The following is a 20,703-nucleotide window of genomic DNA, read 5'->3' as shown; positions in this document are numbered from 1 at the left end:
TGAATACATGATTAACAAAAGAAAGAATCGACCCTTAAAGAAAAAATCACATATTCCATTTCGATTAAATTTATTATTTTTTATCGTGTTTTTTTCATTTATGGCATTAATCGGACGATTAGCGTATGTTCAATTAGTCAAAGGAGATGACTTCATCGCCTTAGTGAAACGTACAGAAACTTCTACAGCAAAAAAAGCAGTTCCAAGAGGTTCTATTTATGATAGTAAAGGAAAGATATTAGTAGGAAATAAACCAAAATTAGCTATTAATTATACTCGTTCCTCAGATGCAACTACAAGTAGTATGTTGGAAACAGCTAAAAAGTTAACAGACTTTATTACAGTAGATACAAGTAAATTAAGAGATAGAGATTTAAAAGATTATTGGTTCGCAACTCACCCAGATGAAGCAAGTAAATTACTAACTTCAGAAGAAAAAAAGAAAGCAACCAAAGAAGGATTATCAACTAGTAAAACTTATGAATTACAGTTAGAACATATTACTGAAGACCAAATTCAATATTCTGATAGAGAAAAACAAGAGATTGCTATTTTTACAAAAATGAATAGTGCATATGCTTTGTCGACTGTTACTATAAAAAATGATTCTGTAACAGAACAAGAAGTTGCTCGTATTAGTGAACGTCTAGGAGAATTAAAAGGAATTGACATTGATTCAGATTGGGATCGAGAATATCCAATGGGAGATATGTTAAAGACCATTTTAGGTTCGGTATCTTCTGAGACAACCGGTTTACCTTCAGATAGAGTACGTTCTTTATTAACACAAGGTTATTCATTAAATGATCGTGTAGGAACAAGTTATTTAGAAGAACAGTATGAAGCTGTTTTAAGTGGGACCAAAACTGTTGTTCAAAGTCAGACAAATAATCGTGGAGAAGTTGTTAACCACGAAGAACGCTATGGTGGAAAAGCAGGTTCGAATTTAGTAATGACAATTGATACAGATTTTCAAAAAAAATTAGAAGATATTGTTACTAAATCTGTTGAAGGTTTATCGGATCCTACAGCTGACCGAGTATATGTAGTAGCAATGAATCCAAAATCGGGTGATATTTTAGGAATTACTGGTAAAAAGAAAAAATACAATGAAAGTTTCCAAGTAACTGGAATTGAAGATGATGCCCTAGGCGCTATTAATGGTGCTTTTGGGATGGGATCAGCCGTAAAGGCAGCAACAGTACTTTCTGGATATATGGATGGCGTTATTACAAAAGATGATAATACTATTATTGATGAACCAATTGAATTTGAGGCTTCTGAACCTAAAAGTTCTGTATTTAACCGAAATGGTAGTATTCCATTAACAGACTTAGATGCTCTTGAACGTTCTTCCAACGTTTATATGATTAAGTTAGCCATGAGAATGGGCGGACAATATGAATATAAAAAAGGTGGAAAATTAAATATCAATCTTAACGTATTTGATAAATTGCGTGAGTATTATGCACAATTTGGGTTAGGGGTTCGTACTGGTATTGATTTACCAAATGAAGGGAAAGGATATAATGGAGGTACAGGTGCTGCCTTCTCTGCACTGGACTTTGCGTTTGGTCAGTTTGACTTATATACGCCATTACAATTAGCTCAGTATATGGCTACCATTGCTAATGGGGGAACACGTATTGCACCTCGTTTAGTAAAAGAAATTCATTCAACAGGTAAAGATGGTGGAATTGGTGATTTAGAAACGGTAGTTCCAACAAAAATTATGAATTCTATTCAAGTAGAACCTAGTTTAATTGATCATATTAAAGAAGGATTATATCGTGTAACACATGGTCCAAACGGAACTTCAGCTTATACGTTTAGAAATTACACACCTTCTGTTTCTGGTAAAACGGGTACAGTAGAAGCATTTTATGGAGGACCATTACCACAATATAATCAAAAGGAAGTAGAAAATTCAACATTTGCTTCTTTTGCTCCTTCGGACAATCCAGAAATTGTTGTATCAGTTGTAGCTCCTTATTTTTCAAATGGAATTCCAATAGATTTTGCAGCAGGTATTACGAAGCAAGTGTATGATGCATACTTCCATAAAGAAAGTCCTTCATCTACATCTTCAACACCTAATGGGCAAGCACAACAAAATACTTCGCAAGCTGGAAATGTTCAGGGACAACAAAATACTCAATCAGCAACTGCAAGACAACAACAAAATGATAGTGTTCCTGTTGCTCCAGTAAGAAGACAGGGACAATAAAGTATAAAAAAGGACTTTTGATTTATCAAAAGCCTTTTTTATTGATAAATGAAAGTGATAAGCTATAATACAATTAAGGAGGAGTGTTTATGAATGATTTTACAGAAGTAACCGTACAAAAAGAAGTGAAATACCAAGGTGGTATATTTACAGTTGAACACCATTTAGTATCTCTTCCAAATGGTAAACAATCAACAAGAGATATTGTTTTACATAATGGAGCAGTAGCAGTTCTTGTTGTTCACGAAGGGAAAATTTTATTAGTTCGTCAATATCGTAAAGCTATTGAAGCTCATACATTAGAAATTCCTGCAGGAAAATTAGATCATGATGGAGAAAGCCCATTAGAAGCAGCCAAAAGAGAGTTAGAAGAAGAAGCACAATTAAGTGCAAATGAATGGAAAAAAGTAGTTGATTTAGTACCAACTCCTGGATATTGTAATGAAAAGATTCATTTGTATGAAGCAAAAGGAATTCAACACTTAACGAATGCTGCACCTTTAGATGAAGATGAATTTGTTTCAATTGAGTGGCTTCCAGTGGAAGAAGTGATTCAGAAAATTCATAACGGAGAAATTACTGATGCAAAAACGATTATTGCTGTTCAATATGCAGCATTGCATCAATAGGAGAAAATATGTCAAAAGAACCATTATTAACACGAAAAGCTTTGAGAGAACATGTTGTAGAGCAAAGAAGGTCTCAAAATAGTGAAGAGATTGAATGGAATGATTCACCAGTTCCTAAAAAGCCTTTTTTAGAAAGATATAATCGCTTTTTAACGATTTGGATGATTGCGATGATTGTACTGATTATTGTAGCAATCGGAGTTCAAATCTTCTTATAAAATGATGGAAATATTAGATTCTAATTTAGAACATGATTTAAGGCTAGACAATTTATAAGAGCTTTGATAAAATAACACATATATTTAAAGACATTGATGGAAAAGGGTTATAGAAAATTTCATTATTAGGGAGAAAGGTCAGCGACTGAAAGCCTTTCATGAAAATCTACAACTTTTCACTTCCGAAGTTGCCATTGGGATTCGATAAGATGAATAATGGATCGGTTCGTTACCGTTAATAACGCCGAGTGCCTGCAATGCAGGAATGAGGGTGGTACCGCGATAAAGTTCGTCCCTTACAATTTTTAGGAATTGTAAGGGACTTTTTGTTTATTAAAATGATTTATAGGAGGAAACAAAATGAATTTAGCAGAAATGAAACAACAATTTGATGCGATTCGTCAAGATGTGTTAGCTGCATTAGAAACTGTTCAAACGTTAAAAGAAGTTGAACAAATTCGTGTGCAACAATTAGGGAAAAAAGGACCAATTACTGAAGTTCTAAAAAATATTAAAAATATTGTTCCAGAAGAACGTCCACAAGTAGGAGCTTTAGCCAACGAATTACGTAGTGTGATTGAAGAAAAAATTGGCAGCATTAAAGCTGACTTAGAAGCAAAGGCATTAGTGGAATCTTTACGTAAAGAAACTATTGATGTTACAATGCCAGGTCGTCCAATGACTGTAGGTACAAAACACGTATTAAGTCACGTTAGTGATGAAGTGGAAGATTTCTTCATTGGATTAGGATACCAAGTAGTAGAAGGGCCAGAAGTAGAATCAGACCACTATAACTTTGAAATGATGAACTTACCAAAAGATCATCCTGCTCGTGATATGCAAGATACATTTTATATTACACCTGAGTATTTATTACGTACGCAAACTTCACCAGTTCAAGCAAGAACAATGGAAAAACATGATTTCTCTAAAGGTCCATTAAAAATGATTAGTCCAGGGCGTGTATTTAGACGTGATAATGATGATGCGACTCACTCTCATCAATTTTATCAAATTGAAGGATTAGTAATTGATAAACATATTACAATGGCAGACTTAAAAGGAACATTAGCTGCATTTGCCAAAGAATTATTTGGTAAAGAGCGTGAAGTTCGACTACGTCCAAGTTACTTCCCATTTACGGAGCCTTCTTTAGAAGTAGATATTAGTTGTTTCAAATGTGGCGGACAAGGTTGTTCGATTTGTAAAGGAACAGGTTGGATTGAAATTTTAGGTTCTGGAATGGTTCACCCGAATGTATTAGAAGCTGCTGGAGTAGATTCAAGCGTTTATGGTGGATTTGCCTTTGGATTAGGACAAGACCGTATTGCAATGTTGAAATATGGAATCGAAGATATTCGTTCACTTTATACGAATGATGTTCGTTTCTTAAATCAATTTACGAAGTAAGGAGAAGAGAATATGAAATTATCGTATGAATGGTTAAATGAATATTTAGATTTAAGTTCAATTACTCCTCAAGAATTAGGGGAAAAAATGTCACGTACTGGAATTGAAGTAGATAGTGTATCCGTTCCTGGAGAAGGACTAAGTGGATTAGTTGTAGGTCGTGCATTAGAAGTAGTAGATCATCCAGATTCAGATCATTTACATGTCGTTACAGTGGATGTTGCTGGGGAAGAATCTTTACAAATCGTCTGTGGCGCACCAAATATTGCTAAAGGGCAAAAAATTATTGTAGCGACTCATGGAGCACGTATTGCTGGTGGTCATAAAATTAAGCGTGGAAAATTAAGAGGAGTAGAGTCTCAAGGGATGATTTGTTCTCTACAAGAATTAGGACTTCCTTCTTCATTAGTGCCAAAAGAATATGAACAAGGCATTTACGTATTTGAAGATGATGCTATTGAAGTTGGAATGGATGCTGTTAAAGCTTTAGCATTAGATAGTGCGATTGTGGAATTGGATATTACAGCTAACCGTGCAGATGCTTTAAGTATGAGAGGTTCTGTTCATGAAATTGGTGCCATTTATAATTTAGAAAATACATTAACACCAGATGAATTTTTAGAAGGAGGTTCATCTTCATTAAATCCATGGATGACAGTATCGATTGAAGATGAAGTAGATGCTCCAGCTTATCACTTACAAATTATTAAAAATGTTACGGTGAAACCAAGTCCTCAATGGATGCAAAATCGATTAATTGCAGCAGGCGTTCGTCCAATTAATAATATCGTAGACGTAACGAATTATATTTTAATGGAATATGGGCAACCGCTACATGCATTTGACTATGATCGTTTAAATGCTAAACAAATTCATGTTCGTCGTGCTAAAGATGGGGAAACATTAGTCACATTAGATGGTATTGAACGTACATTAAGTAATGAAATTGTCATTACAGATGGAGAAAAACCAGTTGCCTTAGCTGGGGTAATGGGTGGATTAGATTCAGAAATTATTGAAACAACAACAACTGTTGCGTTAGAATCAGCCTTATTTGATCCAAAAGCAATTCGTCTAGCTTCTCAAAAACATAATTTAAGAAGTGAATCAAGTAGCCGTTTTGAAAAAGGAATTAATAAAGCGACTATTTTACAAGCTGGTAAGAGAGCTGCAGCATTAATTGCTGAATTAGGAGATGGTGAAGTAGTCGAAGGAGTAGCTTCTGCTCAATCACTAACATTAGAGTTACCAGTTGTTTCAATTTCATTAGAACGCTTAAACCACGTTTTAGGAACTAGTCTTACAACTGAAGAAGTATTGCAAGTATTTAAACAATTAGCTTATCCTACAAAAGAAGAACAAGGTGTATTCCATGTGACAGTTCCTGCTTGGAGATTTGATATTTCGATTGAAGCAGATTTAGTGGAAGAAGTAGGACGTATTTATGGATATGATAAAATTCCTTCTACATTACCAACAACTGCAAGTACACAAGGTGGATTAACTGAGAAACAACGTTTTGTTCGTTGGACTCGTCAATTTATGCAAGGAGCAGGCTTATCTCAAGCGTACTCTTATGCATTAACAACTCCTGAAAAATCTCATTGGTTTACAGTAGAAGAAAGACCAAGTATTCGTTTAGACTTACCGATGAGTGAAGAAAGAAGTGAATTAAGACAGTCAATGCTACCAAGTTTATTGGAAGCATTACAATATAATGTCGCTCGTTCACAACAAAATGTTCGTTTATTCGAAGTAGGTAAAGTATTCTCCATTGGAAAAAATGGTTCTGAAGATTTCCAAGAAAGAGAAGTTATCGGAGCTGCTGTAACTGGAGAATGGGGTCATGCTTCATGGCAATCACCAGCACAACCTGTTGATTTCTTCGCATTAAAAGGAGTATTAGAAGCTTATTTTGCAGAATTGAACTGTAGTGATCGTATTCGTTTTGTTGCAACAGATGAGATTCAACAATTACATCCAGGTCAAACAGCTTATATTTATTTAGGCGAAGAATTAATTGGATTTATTGGAAAAATTCATCCAGTGATTCAAAAGGAATTAGATTTATCGGATACATTTGTATTTGAATTATTAGTGGAACCTTTATTAGTAGAAGGATTACAAGAACGTGTGATTCAATCTGTACCAAAATTCCCATCGATGACACGTGATATTGCGTTATTAGTTCCTGTAACAATGGCGCATGCAACATTAGAGTCTGTTATTAGAGAAAATGCAGGTCAATACGTACAATCGATTACTTTATTTGATGTCTATAAAGGGGAACATGTACAAGAAGGATATCAATCACTAGCTTATTCTATTCGTTTCTTAAATAAAGAAGCTACTTTACAAGAAGAAGAAATTAAACAAGCAATGGATCGTATTCAAACAGCCTTAGTTGCATTGGATGATGTAACTATTCGATAAGGCGCTGCGGAATAAAAGAACTTTTCTTGAATAGCAAGGACGCCAGCAGCCTCGCTCTGCGAGTCTCATGGCTAAAATTTGAGCCTAGGTCTCGAATTTTCCCTACAAAAAAAGCCAGAATTTATCTGGCTTTTTTTGCTTTTACTACGAAGAAAATTCTTTTATTCCGTAGCTTGTAACGTAAAAAATTATTTTTAACTTTCTATTAGAAAGATCATTTTACTTGAGGAGAATTTATGATAAGGCCTACAAAAGAATATAAAGAAAAAAGCCAGTACTAACTGGCTTTTTTCTTTATATTTGTTATTCATTCATGCGGGATATCAATCGTTTCGTTTCTTTCCCACATTGGAATGCTGCACATTACGACTAGGAAAATGAAAGCTGATTGAATCCAGAATAATGCTAAGTCGAAAATTCCGTGAACCGCAACAACGACTAAAAATGAAACATATAATCCAACAATTGGACGTTTTTGTGGTTGACGACTCATTTCGATTAAACTACGAACAGGTTTAATACTAGCAATCGCTAATAATAAAGTACCGATATATCCATAACTTAAAATTGTATCAATATAAATACTATGTGCATGTTCATGATAAATAGCACCAATTCGTTGATAACTATGCATATAGGTTAATGGGCCTTCACCAAAAAATGGATTTTGTTTGAAAAGAGTAAATCCTGCATTCCAAATAGAAATACGTTCATCCATGGACGAATCTAATGTTCCCATTCGAACTCCAATATCATTTGAAAACAGGAAGAATAGTCCAATAATAAAGACGCCAACACTTAGCCAAAATGCTCGAGAACTTTTAATCGTTGTAAATAAATAGATAATAGCTCCACAAATAATAGCAGGGAAAGCTGTTCTATTTTGAGTAAAGTTCAATCCGAATAAATTGATAAAGCAAGCGATAATACAGATGACTTTCCATTTCCAATTTTTTGTTGTTGTGAAAAGGTAAAAACCAATCATAATACAGAAACAGCAAATGATTCCATAGTAATTTGGATTAAAGAATGTAACCTCAGCACGATTTTGATGCCAGACTTGCATATTTGGATCCAAAAATGAGTAGTTAAATTTATGAACAATTTCAAAATGTTCTAAAAAGGCAAATAGAGCCGCAAATATACTTCCAAGTAAAATGGTCTGTAAGACAATATGGAAAAAATCTTGATTAATCCGTTTCTGGTAATAAACGAAGAATATTGCGAACCATAAAAATAAAATGGAAGCTGCTACTCCAAGTAAATTACCACTTACTGCTGAAATAATCGTGCTATAAGCAATAAAAGTTAATAACACTGGATAATTCAATAGTTGTCTTAAAATATGTTTCATTTTTCCAGTAAAAATTAATAGAATAAAATAAAACAAGAACAATGATAAAAACAAGTAAAACGGCAAGAAAATACTGACAATCATTAAATAGAGTGCCAAATCTTGATTTGGGAATCGCTTAATTTTATCAAGGATATACATTAGTTTCATAATAATTCCTTTCTAAGGTATGATATCTGACTCATTTTACCATTTTTCATTGAAATGTGGAAGATTTTTAAGGAGATTATAAGGTTTCTCATAAAAATCATTGCTTTGAGCAACATAGAAGACAAAAAACTGATGATAATGATATGATATTTGTAAATGAAATCGCATAGATATTTTAAATAAAGATGAAAGAGGGAAAAATCATGAGAGAATATGATATTATTGCAATTGGTGGAGGAAGTGGCGGTAGTGCAACGATGAATCGTGCAGCTATGTATGGAGCTAAAGCAGCTGTCATTGAAGGGAATATTATTGGGGGAACATGTGTAAACGTTGGATGTGTTCCTAAAAAGGTAATGTGGTATGGTGCTCAAGTTTCAGAAACATTAAAAAATTATGCTGCAGACTATGGTTATACAATAGGAGAAACTTCATTTGATTTCAAAACTTTAAGAAAAAATCGTGAGGCTTATATTGAACGTTCACGCCAAGCTTTTTCAAACAACTTTAATCGAAATGGAGTAGACTATATCGAAGGGTATGCTCGTTTCGTGGATAAAAACACAGTAGAAGTAAATGGTGAACATATTCGTGCTAAACATATTGTGATTGCATCCGGTTCATATGCTTTTATTCCAAATGTTCCAGGTAGTGAACTTGGAGGTACTTCTGATGATGTATTTGCATGGGAAGAGTTGCCAGAATCTGTATCGATTATTGGAGCAGGCTATATTGCTGTTGAATTAGCAGGAGTATTACATGCTCTAGGAGTAAAAACGGATTTGTTTGTACGTAAAGGTGGTCCGTTAAGAGGATTTGATCAAGGTATTGTTGAAGTGTTAGTAGAGGAAATGAAGAAAAATGGTCAACCATTACATACACATAAAGTTCCTCAAAAATTAGAACAATTAGAAAATGGAGATATTCAAATTCATTTTGAAGATGGCACAACTCATACAAGCCAAAAAGTTATTTGGGCAGTAGGACGTAAAGCGAATGTCAGCCAATTAAATTTAGAAGCAGCAGGAGTTGCATTAACGGAACGTGGATTTATTCAAGTAGATGAATATCAAAATACAACAACACCTGGTATTTATGCATTAGGAGATGTTTCTGGTGAAAAAGAATTAACCCCAGTAGCGATTAAAGCAGGTAGAACATTGGCAGAACGTTTATTTAATGGTAAAACAGATGCGAAAATGGATTATGAATTAATTCCAACAGTTGTATTCTCACATCCAGCAATTGGTTCTATTGGTTTAACACAAGAACAAGCGGAAGCAAAATATGGTGCTGAAAATATCAAAGTATATCAATCAACTTTTGCAGGAATGTATTCAGCGATTACAGTTCACCGTCAAATGACAAAATTAAAATTAATTACATTAGGTGAAGAAGAAAAAGTAATTGGATTACACGGAATTGGTGAAGGTATTGATGAAATGATTCAAGGATTCGCAGTTGCTGTTAAAATGGGAGCAACAAAAGCTGATTTTGATGCAACGGTAGCGATTCACCCAACAGCTTCAGAAGAATTTGTAACAATGAGATAATGAGAATTTAAAGGATAAGGATACGTTTGTTTCGGCAAAGGTATCCTTTTTTTATAGAAATAATATTAGTTGAAGAATAAAGCTACAGAGTGTATGATAAACTGTCATAAGATTTTAGGAGGAAAAAAAGTGAAAAAATACCAATATTTAATTTTTGATTTAGATAATACGATTTTTGATTTTTGGGGAGCAGAAGATTATGCCTTATCTCGTATTAGCCAAGAAGATGGATTAGAATGGACTCCAGAAGTGTTAGAAGTTTACCGTACAATGAATAAAGGTTTATGGGAACAATATGAACAGGGAGAAATTTCTCAAACTTTTTTAAATGAAGAAAGATTTGTTCGTTGGTTTGCTTATTATGGAATTCAAGTAGATGGAAGTGTTTGTGAGAAAAAATTCCGACACTATTTAGCAGAAGCAAATACAATGATGCCAGATGCATTAGATATTATTCATGAATTGAAGAAAGATTTTGTTATGGTCGCAGCCACAAATGGAATTGAAGAAACACAATTATTACGTTTGAAAAAAGCTGGATTAGAGAATTTCTTTGAAAAATTATTTATTTCTGAAGTTGTGGGATACCGTAAGCCGAGTAAAGAATTTTTTGAGGCTGTTGTAGACCAAACAGAAGGAATGACGATTGAGAATGCCTTGATGATTGGAGATAGTTTTAAGGCGGATATTTATGGGGCAAGTCGTATTGGAATGGATACTTGTTGGTATATGGAAAATCCAGAGAGACCAACTGAACCTGAGGAATTGTTGTCTGTAGAGCCAACGTATCAAATTGGGCATTTATCCGAACTGAAAAAATTTATTTATTAATGGATTTTACATAGTAGCATAAGGACGCAAGCAGCCACCTGTCGGTGTCTCATTGCTAAAAGTTGAGCCTGGGTCTCAACTTTTCTTGTGATAAAAGCTGCAGTTGCAGTTTTTATCACTATTGCTACTATGAAATTCCTTGAGTTCGATTATATATGTGGGGACGTTTAGGATGTTAATGGATTTATATCATAGTAGCATAGATTGTTGGGAGAGGATAAGAATGGATCATATTGAATTATATGTAAGTAATTTACAGAAGACAAAATTATTCTATTCTAAATTTTTAGTTCAATTAGGATTTGAATTGTTTCAAGAGTGGGAAGAAGGATTTTCTTATAAAAAAGAAAGTTTTTATATTGTATTTGTTCAAGTAAAAGAAAAATATCAATCTACTAACTACCATCGTTGTCATGTAGGATTAAATCATTTGGCGTTTTCCTGCTCTGATAAAATGATTATTACAAAAATTAGAGAACAATTGATAGAAGAGAACGTAGAATTATTATATGATAACAAATTTCCATTTGCTGGTGGAAAAAATCATTATGCATTATATTTTGAAGATCCTGATAGAATAAAAGTTGAGATTGTATATCATTAGTAATTTATTTTTTAATGGATTTATCTATAGTAGAATGAGGACGGCAGTAGCCCTACGGTCTTATTGTTGCTATTATGAAAATCCTTGGGTCGTTCATCTGATAGAATCATCAAAATACAAAATAAAAGGGATGAAATCATGGTTTCATCCCTTTTCTATATTTTATGCGGCCGGCGGGACTTGAACCCGCACAGGTATACACCCACTGCCCCCTCAAGACAGCGCGTCTGCCATTCCGCCACGACCGCTCAATGTATGTAATGGTATCAAAGTTTTCATTAGAATGCAAGTGTTAAAAATTACGGGACTCTTATGACTCAGAAGTAGAATCCAACACTAAATTTCCACGACAACGACCACAACGGAATTTTTTTGTATCGATTTTTCTCATACGATGAAAAGTTGTTCCACAAGAGTTGCAAGAATAAATATAACGAAAAGGTTCCATACGTTCTACAAAACGGTGACCTCCAACTTGTTGTAACAGCATTTTAAATTCTCTATCTTGGTGTCGATATCCTTTTCCTTCTTGATGTAAGTGATAATGGCATAATTCATGTTTAATAACGCCGATTAAGACTTCTTTTCCAAGAATATTTTCAACTTTAGGATTAAGTTCAATATTGCCTGTTTTTAAAATATAACGTCCACCACTTGATTTTAGTCGAGTATTATAAGTAATCTGATGGCGAAACTCTTTATGAAAGTATTTATTTGAAATTTCTTGGCATAATTGTTGTAAAGCTAATTCTTCCATTTACATTCATTCCTTATATTTTCATGTTTACATTGTAATATAAGAATAGAGATTGTTGCAATACATTGACGTTCTTCTCTTATAAGAGTAAAATGACAGACGGAAGATTTTAAAGACCTGGAGGAAAATGTGTGAAAATAGTAATTGTTGGTGGAGGAAAGGTCGGCGAAGTACTTTGCCGTGAACTAACTTCAGAAGCAAATGACATTGTTTTAATTGATAAAAATCCTGTGATTGTAGAAAGAATGATGAATAAATTTGATATTATGGGAATTGTTGGAAACGGAGCAAGTTACGATATCCAACAAGAAGCAGGAGTTGCGAATGCAGATATTTTTCTAGCTGTATCAGAAATGGATGAAATTAATATTATTGCAGCTATTTTAGCTAAAAAAATTGGAGCAGAATATACGGTAGCTCGTGTTCGAAATCCAGAGTATTCTCAACAGTTGAATTTTGTTCGAGAAAGTTTAGGGATTTCTTTATTAATTAATCCAGAATTATCAGCAGCACGTGATATTTTTAAAATTTTTAAATATCCTTCTGCTTTAAGTGTTGAAAGTTTTGCCAGCAATCGAGTAAGTTTAATTGAGTTGGAAATTCATGACCATTCACCATTAATTGGATTAAGCTTGAAAGACTTCAGAAATCGATTTGGGACTATTTTAGTATGTGCGATTCAACGTGATTCTGAAGTGTTTATTCCAAGTGGGGATTCTTTTATTCAGAAAGGTGACCGTATCCATATTACTGGAGCATACGAAGATATTTCTACCTTCTTAAAAATTACGAATCATATTACGAAACAAGTCCGTTCAAGTTTAATAGTTGGTGGAGGGAAAATTGCATATTACTTATTAGATATGCTTAAAACGACCAAAATCCATCCAAAAGTCATTGAAGTCAATGAAGAGCGTGCGAAATTTTTAAGTGAACAATTCCCAAATGCAACGATTATTCATGCAGACGGAACGGATCACGATGTATTAGAAGAAGAGATGTTAACAAACTATGATGCTTTCGTTTCATTAACAGGAATTGATGAAGAAAACTTAATTTTATCTGTATATGCAAAACACCGTGGCGTTCGAAAAGTTATTACTAAAATGAGTCGTACAGGTATTTTAAAAGTATTAAAAAACGTTGATCCACAATCAATCATTACACCAAAACAAATTGTTGCAAATGAAATTGTTCAATTTGTGCGTGCTCGTGCGAATACAAAAGGTTCAAATGTTGAAGCTTTGTATCGTGTAGCGGATAATCAAGTAGAAGCATTGCAATTCCGCATTGAAAGAAATAGTCGTGTTTGTGGGATTCCACTTTCTAAATTAAAAACAAAGTCGAATTTATTAATTGCCTTTATCGTTCGTGGAGAAAAATTAATTTATCCGGATGGAAATGACCAATTAGAACCACATGATAGAGTAATCGTCGTAACAACTCAGAAAAACTTCGATGATATTATCGATATTTTGGATTAGGAGTTGATGATTTTGCAAAGAAGAACAGTATGTTATTTGGTAGGAAAAATCCTACAAGTGGAAGCTTTATTATTACTTCTACCATTATTCGTTAGTTTGATTTATCGAGAAAGTTTACACCAACTGCTAAGTTATGCTGGAACGATTGCTTTAGTAGTTATTATTGGAACAGTTTGTACACTGGCAAAACCTAAAAATATGAAAATTATGCCACGCGATGGGATTGTAACCGTAGCGTTAAGTTGGATATTATTATCATTTTTTGGTGGGCTACCATTTGTATTTGCAGGAGAGATTCCAAATTTAGCAGATGCATTTTTCGAAACTGCTAGTGGTTTTACAACAACTGGTTCCAGTATTTTAAGTGACTTATCTATTTTAGGATATTCTTCCTTATTTTGGCGTAGTTTTACCCACTTAGTTGGAGGAATGGGAGTATTAGTATTTGCATTAGCGATTTTACCAAGTACGGGATCTGATTCCGTTCAGTTAATGCGTGCAGAAGTTCCTGGCCCTGTTTTTGGGAAATTAGTCTCTAAACTAGCAAAAACTGCTCGTATTTTATATGCGATTTATTTAGTAATGACAGCGATATTGGTCATTATTTTAATGCTTGTTAAAGTACCGTTATTTGATGCCTTATTATTATCATTTGGAACAGCTGGTACAGGTGGATTCTCGATTAATAATGCAGGATTTGCCATTTATCAAAATCCTGAGATGGTTGAATGGATTATCGGTGTTGGAATGATGCTCTTTGGAGTGAACTTTAACTTATATTATTTCCTATTATTAGGGTCGATTCGAGAAGTGTTAACGGATGAAGAAGGACGTTCTTATCTTGGAATTATTGCCTTTGCTTCAGTAGCTATTTTTGCTTCATTAAGTATCGTTCAATCTCAGTTAGATGTTCCGTTTAGAAGTGTATTTTTCACAGTTTCATCGATTATTACAACAACGGGATATTCCACAGCTGATTTTGGTCAGTGGGGAGTATTTCCACAAGTAGTATTATTACTATTAATGTTTGTAGGTGGCTGTGCAGGATCGACTGCTGGGGGAATTAAAGTTTCTCGTGTAGTGATTTATTTTAAAAATGCCATTGCTGAAATTAAGAAAATGGGACAACCACGTAGAGTGATTATGCCGAAGTTTAATGGGAAAGTAGTCGATGATAAAATGTCTAGTGGAATTGCAAATTACTTATTAGTGTATGTGGCAGTTTTTTTAGTATTAGTAATTTCTGTCTCTATTGAAGCACCTGACTTTCTTACAGCATTTTCAAGCGTTGCAGCGACCTTTAACAATATTGGACCTGGATTAGGAGAAGTGGGGCCAACAAGTAATTTCTCTATGTATTCTGATTTTAATACGATTTTATTATCTCTTGGAATGATTGCTGGACGTTTAGAAATTTATCCAATGATTTTATTATTCTCTACCACTTCGTTAGGAGCGTTTTTCATTTCTGAAAAATAGGAGGAAGCGTTTTGGATAAATTCGTAAAAGGTAGAATTTATACATTAATCGGTGCAATTTCGTGGGGATTATCTGGAGCTTGTGGTCAATATTTGATGAATGATTCAGCAGTTTCTCCTATCTATTTAACAGCACTTCGAATGATGATTGCCGGTTTAGTTTTAACGTTTTTGGCATTTTGGAAACAACCGAAGCAATTTCGTGAAGTAGTGAAGTCTCCAAAAGTAATGGGTAGAATGTTATTTTTTGGGATATTTGGATTGATGTTATGTCAATTGACTTATTTAATTGCCATCCACTCGTCCAATGCAGGAACTGCAACAGTTCTGCAGTATACTTGTCCGATTTTAATTGTCATTTATGTGAGTTTAAAAGAGAAGACAGTTCCAACAGTAATGGAATTTGTTGCGATAGTTTTTGCTTTATCAGGTACGTTTGTTATTGCGACTCATGGGAATCCTTTTAACTTATCTCTTAGTCCTGCCGGTTTGTTTTGGGGAATTATTTCCGCATTTGCTTATTCATTATATACCTTATTACCAGGAAAATTAATTCAACAATGGGGAAGTTTAATGGTAACTGGATTAGGATTATTATCCGGTGGGGTTTTATTTTATATTGGAAGCGCAAGTTGGCAATATACAATTCAATGGAAGCCTTACACGCTAATAGCTTTTATTGGAATTATTGGAATTGGAACGATTTTTGCATATACATTGTATTTAGAAGGAGTTTCACTTATTGGACCTGTTCAAGGAAGTTTATTGGCTTCAGCAGAACCAATTTCCTCGGTATTCTTTTCGATGATATTATTAGGAGAAGTGTTCCAATTAATTGATATTTTGGGAATCATACTCATACTAATAGCAGTTTATCTCATTACGATGAAAGAACAATTGCAAGAACAACATATGAAAATAAAACGATAACCTATACCTCTGTGAAGTGAATTCGCAGAGGTATTTTTATTCAAATATAAAAATTGTGAAGCAAAAATGAACAAATTGTGAATCTGCTTATTTTATAACATTGAAATTTATCGTATGCGATTGGATGCTATTTAGTGAATTAATAAATAAAAAAGTTTGAATTATTTTTATTAACTATGACTAGTTATACGATTTAATTATTAATATTTTATATATGGAAAAACAATTCTTTTTTTTGTCTATCACATATGTACATTTGAATCATTCTAAAGTGGTAGTAATAAATATGAAGAAAATGTGAATGAATTGTGTTTTATGTGTTTGAAAATGATTTTTTATACAAAAAATGTTGACATAAGTTTGTGAATCGGATAAAATCTAAATCACCGACTTTTAAAAGTTTTAATAAATTAATGTACAAGGAGAATGTAAATGGGTAAAAACAATCAACAAAAACCTATTAAACAATATCAAAAATTTGGTATTCGTAAATTCACTCAAGGTGTAGCGAGTGTAATGATCGCTAGTGGAATGTTCTTTATGGTAGGTGGAGTAGCATCTGCAAATGAAGTAGCAGCACAAACAGAAACTACGACACAACAGGTAGCAGAAGAAACTGCTCCTAAAAAAGTAGAAGAAAAACAAGAATCTAAGCAAGAAACAAAACAAGAAGAAAAAACAGTTCAATTAAATAAAACTCAATTAGAGAACTATATTAAAGAAATTAGTTCGAATATCGAAGCAGGAAAATATGCTTCTAAAACTGAAGAAAGTGTAGCTACTTTAAAATCTGAACTATCATCAGCACAAGCTACATTAACAAGTGCAAAAACACAAGAAGAGTTAACAAAAGCTTATCAACAATTAGTAATGACAGTTAACTCAAAATTAAAAAATAAACCAGTAGAAAAGAAAGAAAAACCAGCAACAGAAGATACAACAAATGGGAAACCAACTGTAGGGAAATCTGCAGCAAATACGGAACCGGTTTCTGAAACGAATTCTATTGCAAACACTGGTAAAAATGACGAACGTAATGGTAAAGAAATCAATAAAGAAAATGCATTCCGTGCGGATGTTGCAGATACAGTAACAGCACCACCACTTTCAGAAGAAGAACAAGCAAACCACTGGAAGCAATATGCAGATAAAAACACTGAACGATTAACGAAACAAATTAAATGGTTTGATGTTGCTAGTAGCAAAGCAACTATAGAAAATCTTGGTGAAGGTGATCGACTTAAAGTAGGAACAAAATTCACACAAGAAATCTCACCTGGATATGTTGTAACATTAACAGTTACTAAATTAGCACCATTTAACTCAACAGATGAGTATAAAAAACGTGGTGGAGCAGGTTATGATGCTAATGCACAAAACGTTTACAAAGATAATACACCAGCTGAATTAAAAGTAGTAACTCAAGGAGGTTACTCAGTTGCGAAAACAAACGGTATGGATACAAAAGGTAAAACAGTTATTCAATCTGTAGTAGATGGAGCTAACGTAGGGGTAGAATTCTCGGTTAAATCTACATTAAACGGCAAAGAAGTTCCTTCGAACGTTGTGTTCTTAACAGGGGAAGAAGCTGGTTCATCTGAAATTGAAATCTATACAACAGATGGTGATGGTTTTGAATTAGTAACTGAGTTGTCAAACTCTAATGTTCCAGGAAAAGAAACAGCTCGTTCGTATATTGGAGAAATATATGAAAGAAGAACTGTTGATACTGCTGGTCACGGACAAAATAGAGCAGATGGACAATTAGGTATTTCTTATACGCTTGAAGGCAGTGGTAAACCAGCTTTTGCTCCATTCTTAGCTGACAAAGGTGCAGGATTTTTCAATACGAAAGTTACAACAGACACTGTAATTACTGCAACAGCAAAAGATGGTACTATTCATGCAGATGGATTAGGAACACAAGTTTTTGGACCGGTATCAACTCACCGTGATTCTGGATTTTCTACTCCATTAGTAATGACACGTAATGCTAAAAATATCGGTATGTACATTATGTCTAATGGTCAACAAGGGTCAATGCTTGGATTCATGGTTTTAGATGAAGGGGATGCTCCAGCTTCATACGGAAGAGTAGCTCACTCTATCTCTAAATCTGATGGACAACACCAACCATACTTAGGATCTGTTCCAGCTGACGTTGACGTACGTACGACACCTATTAACAAAACAAATGCTTTTGTATATGATGATATCAATGGTATCGGTGATGCGGATGAAGGAGCTCGTCAATTAATGGGTGATGAAGTAGCTCCAAACGATAACTTCAAACTTAAAAAAGTTAATGATGGAACATACTCAATGACTTTCGATGCTCACCTAGACGGAGAAGCTAAAGCTTACGTTAATGGTTGGATTGACTTTAATAACAATGGTAAATTTGATGAAGGTGAAGCTGCAGGAGTTACTGAAGTAACACAAGATGGAAAAGTAACTCTAACTTGGACAAACAATTACCAAAACGTAGATACAACTGCGACTAAATTAGCGACTCGTTTACGTATTGCTTACGACAAAGCTGACGTTAAAGCGCCAACTGGTATTGCATACTCTGGGGAAGTAGAAGATTTCCAAGTTCAACAAACTATCCCACCACGTGGAACTAAAAAAGAAACTACAGATGTACAAGGTGCTACTCAAACATCTACTGTAGCATTTAATGCATACGGTCAAAAGAACTATGATTTTGATAAAGACAATGCTATTGATACAACAGTTAAATCTCAAATTGTTAAACCTGATGGATCATTAGTAACAGATGCTGACTTAGTAGATGGTTATTATGTAGTACCAGGGCAAGGTAAATATAAAATTACTGACAACGGTGTAAATGTAGATGTAGAATTTATTCCAGAAGCAAACTTCGTAGGTACAGCAGATGGTATTACAATTCGTCGTACAGACGTAAATGGTAACACTACTGGTTGGGGTAACGAAGGTCGTACAATCATCGGTGGTGAAGGAGAAAACAAAGATCAACTTGAATTAGTTAGTGAACAAGTTCAATTAGCTGGACTTACAGTTAAAGGTTCTATGGATGGACGTTATATTCCAATAGTAACTCCAAAAGAAATCAAAGGAACACCTGAAGAATCAACAGATATCCAAGGTAAACCACAAACAAAAACACCTAAATTCTCAATCGATTTAGATAAAGATGGTGATGGAACTGCACCAGATGCGGTAACACCAAGTGCACAATACCCAGCTAAATTAGTAGATCCAGCAACTGGACAACCAACAGATGAAAAAACAGTAACAGTACCAGGAGAAGGAACTTACACAATCGATCCAGCAACTGGAGCGGTAACATTTACTCCAGAACCACAATTTACAGGAACTGCTAAAGGTATTGACGTATCATTAACAGCACCAGTAGGTCAAGATAAAAATGGTCAACCTGCAATAGCAACAGCTAAAGCAAAATACACGCCAACTGTAACACCTGTTAAACCAACTGCAACTTCAGATACTTCAACAGGAGTACAAGGGGAAACTCAAACAGGTAAACCAACATTTACAGAAGGAAATACAGAAGTACCTATTAAAGAAGGATCTGTAAAATTATTAAATCCAGATGGAACAGAAGCAAATGGACCAGTAGATGCTCTAGACCCAAGTGGTAAAAAAGTTGGTGAATACACTGTAGATCCAACAACAGGTGTAGTAACATTCACACCAACAGACAAATCTTACACAGGACAAGTACAACCAGCTAAAGTTCAAGCTGAAGATAAAAATGGATCAAAAGTTTCTACAACTTACACACCATCTATCGTAGGAGTAATACCAACAGGTAAAGACAAAACAACTGAAGGTATTCAAGGTGCAACTCAATCAGGAAAACCAACATTTGAAGGTGGGAAAGTAACAGTAAACGGTGAAGAAAAAACTGTTGAAATGGACGATACAGTGCCAGCTAAATTAGTAGATCCAAAAACTGGAGACACTGTTGATTCAGTAACAATCGAAGGTGAAGGAACTTACACAGTAGATCCAGACGGAACAGTTACATTCATTCCAGAGAAAAACTTCACTGGTAAAGGAACAGGTGTAACAGTTCAACGTCAAGATAAGAACGGAACACCAGCTAAAGCAACATACACACCAGAAGTTAAACCAGCAATACCGACAGCAACAGATGCTATAACTGAAGATGTTCAAGGTGAAACTCAAAAAGGATTACCAAAATTCTTAGGTGGACGTGTATCAGTAAATGGAAAAACAGAAATCGTACCAATCGATGAGTCTAAGAGTCTTGAATTAATCGATCCTAAGACTGGAAAACCTACAACAGATCCAGTGGTAGTGCCAGGAGAAGGAACATACACAATTAACAACGGTATGGTAGAATTTAAACCAGAACCACAATTTACTGGAAAAGCAACAGGTGTAGGCGTTCAACGTGTAGATATGAACGGAACACCAGTAACAGCGAATTATACTCCAGTAGTTAAACCAACAACACCAACAAGTAAAGATGTAATTACTACAAATGTTCAAGGTGCGACTCAATCAGGGACACCAACATTTGAAGGTGGAAAAGTAACTGTAAATGGTGAAGAAAAGACTGTAGAAATCGACGAAACTGTAAAACCAACATTCGAAGATGGAACAACTGAGA

General features: G+C 34.4%; 14 protein-coding genes and 1 tRNA gene. 12 read left to right on the top strand and 3 right to left on the bottom strand.

Annotated elements, in window-relative coordinates; all coding sequences use genetic code 11:
* The first annotated feature begins 7 nt into the window (after nucleotides 1–7).
* The 5 genes from RWO76_RS06030 to pheT all read left to right on the top strand — a co-directional run bounded on the left by RWO76_RS06030 (nucleotide 8) and on the right by pheT (nucleotide 6,917).
* Nucleotides 8–2,227, top strand: coding sequence for a penicillin-binding protein 2 (locus tag RWO76_RS06030; protein WP_314354765.1), 2,220 nt, complete (start codon nucleotides 8–10; stop codon nucleotides 2,225–2,227).
* An 89-nt stretch (nucleotides 2,228–2,316) separates the two neighbouring features.
* A complete protein-coding gene (locus RWO76_RS06025) occupies nucleotides 2,317–2,856 on the top strand; it encodes an NUDIX hydrolase (RefSeq protein ID WP_314354764.1) in 540 nt (179 codons plus the stop codon).
* An 8-nt stretch (nucleotides 2,857–2,864) separates the two neighbouring features.
* Nucleotides 2,865–3,074, top strand: a complete 210-nt coding sequence (locus RWO76_RS06020) for a hypothetical protein (protein WP_314354763.1) — start codon at nucleotides 2,865–2,867, stop codon at nucleotides 3,072–3,074.
* A 360-nt stretch (nucleotides 3,075–3,434) separates the two neighbouring features.
* Entirely contained in the window at nucleotides 3,435–4,484 is a 1,050-nt protein-coding gene (gene pheS / locus RWO76_RS06015; protein WP_314354762.1) for a phenylalanine--tRNA ligase subunit alpha, read from the top strand.
* A 12-nt stretch (nucleotides 4,485–4,496) separates the two neighbouring features.
* Nucleotides 4,497–6,917, top strand: coding sequence for a phenylalanine--tRNA ligase subunit beta (gene pheT, locus RWO76_RS06010; RefSeq protein WP_314354761.1), 2,421 nt, complete (start codon nucleotides 4,497–4,499; stop codon nucleotides 6,915–6,917).
* Nucleotides 6,918–7,224: 307 nt separating this feature from the next.
* On the opposite strand, the gene RWO76_RS06005 is transcribed toward pheT, so the two are convergent.
* The gene (locus RWO76_RS06005) at nucleotides 7,225–8,421 is read right to left on the bottom strand and encodes an O-antigen ligase (RefSeq protein ID WP_314354760.1); all 1,197 of its coding nucleotides are present in this window, start codon (nucleotides 8,419–8,421) and stop codon (nucleotides 7,225–7,227) included.
* A gap of 203 nt (nucleotides 8,422–8,624) precedes the next feature.
* Between RWO76_RS06005 and gorA the strand changes: the two genes are divergently transcribed.
* The 3 genes from gorA to RWO76_RS05990 all read left to right on the top strand — a co-directional run bounded on the left by gorA (nucleotide 8,625) and on the right by RWO76_RS05990 (nucleotide 11,409).
* Nucleotides 8,625–9,974, top strand: coding sequence for a glutathione-disulfide reductase (gorA, locus tag RWO76_RS06000; protein ID WP_314354759.1), 1,350 nt, complete (start codon nucleotides 8,625–8,627; stop codon nucleotides 9,972–9,974).
* Nucleotides 9,975–10,103: 129 nt separating this feature from the next.
* Nucleotides 10,104–10,805 (top strand): YjjG family noncanonical pyrimidine nucleotidase, encoded by a 702-nt coding sequence (locus RWO76_RS05995; RefSeq protein ID WP_314354758.1) that lies wholly within the window; start codon nucleotides 10,104–10,106, stop codon nucleotides 10,803–10,805.
* 223 nt (nucleotides 10,806–11,028) lie between these two features.
* Entirely contained in the window at nucleotides 11,029–11,409 is a 381-nt protein-coding gene (locus RWO76_RS05990; RefSeq protein WP_314354757.1) for a VOC family protein, read from the top strand.
* A gap of 165 nt (nucleotides 11,410–11,574) precedes the next feature.
* Here RWO76_RS05990 and RWO76_RS05985 read toward each other — a convergent pair.
* Both RWO76_RS05985 and RWO76_RS05980 read right to left on the bottom strand, forming a co-directional pair.
* Nucleotides 11,575–11,657 (bottom strand) — tRNA-Leu (locus RWO76_RS05985).
* A 62-nt stretch (nucleotides 11,658–11,719) separates the two neighbouring features.
* Nucleotides 11,720–12,166 (bottom strand): SprT family protein, encoded by a 447-nt coding sequence (locus tag RWO76_RS05980; RefSeq protein WP_314354756.1) that lies wholly within the window; start codon nucleotides 12,164–12,166, stop codon nucleotides 11,720–11,722.
* Between the two features lie 131 nt (nucleotides 12,167–12,297).
* On the opposite strand from RWO76_RS05980, the gene trkA reads away from it, so the two are divergent.
* The 4 genes from trkA to RWO76_RS05960 form a co-directional block, all read left to right on the top strand.
* Complete coding sequence (gene trkA, locus RWO76_RS05975; protein WP_314354755.1) at nucleotides 12,298–13,650, top strand: Trk system potassium transporter TrkA; 1,353 nt, start codon at nucleotides 12,298–12,300, stop codon at nucleotides 13,648–13,650.
* A 12-nt stretch (nucleotides 13,651–13,662) separates the two neighbouring features.
* Complete coding sequence (locus RWO76_RS05970) at nucleotides 13,663–15,129, top strand: TrkH family potassium uptake protein (RefSeq protein WP_314354754.1); 1,467 nt, start codon at nucleotides 13,663–13,665, stop codon at nucleotides 15,127–15,129.
* An 11-nt stretch (nucleotides 15,130–15,140) separates the two neighbouring features.
* On the top strand, nucleotides 15,141–16,058 hold the full coding sequence (locus RWO76_RS05965) for a DMT family transporter (protein ID WP_314354753.1): 918 nt from the start codon (nucleotides 15,141–15,143) through the stop codon (nucleotides 16,056–16,058).
* Between the two features lie 432 nt (nucleotides 16,059–16,490).
* Nucleotides 16,491–20,703 (top strand): GEVED domain-containing protein (locus tag RWO76_RS05960; RefSeq protein WP_314354752.1); only part of this gene is annotated, 4,213 nt, incomplete at its 3' end.

Origin of the sequence: uncultured Granulicatella sp., from assembly GCF_963521425.1 — a bacterium.
Taxonomy (GTDB): Bacteria; Bacillota; Bacilli; order Lactobacillales; family Aerococcaceae; genus Granulicatella.
This window is presented reverse-complemented; position numbering and strand designations above follow the sequence as displayed.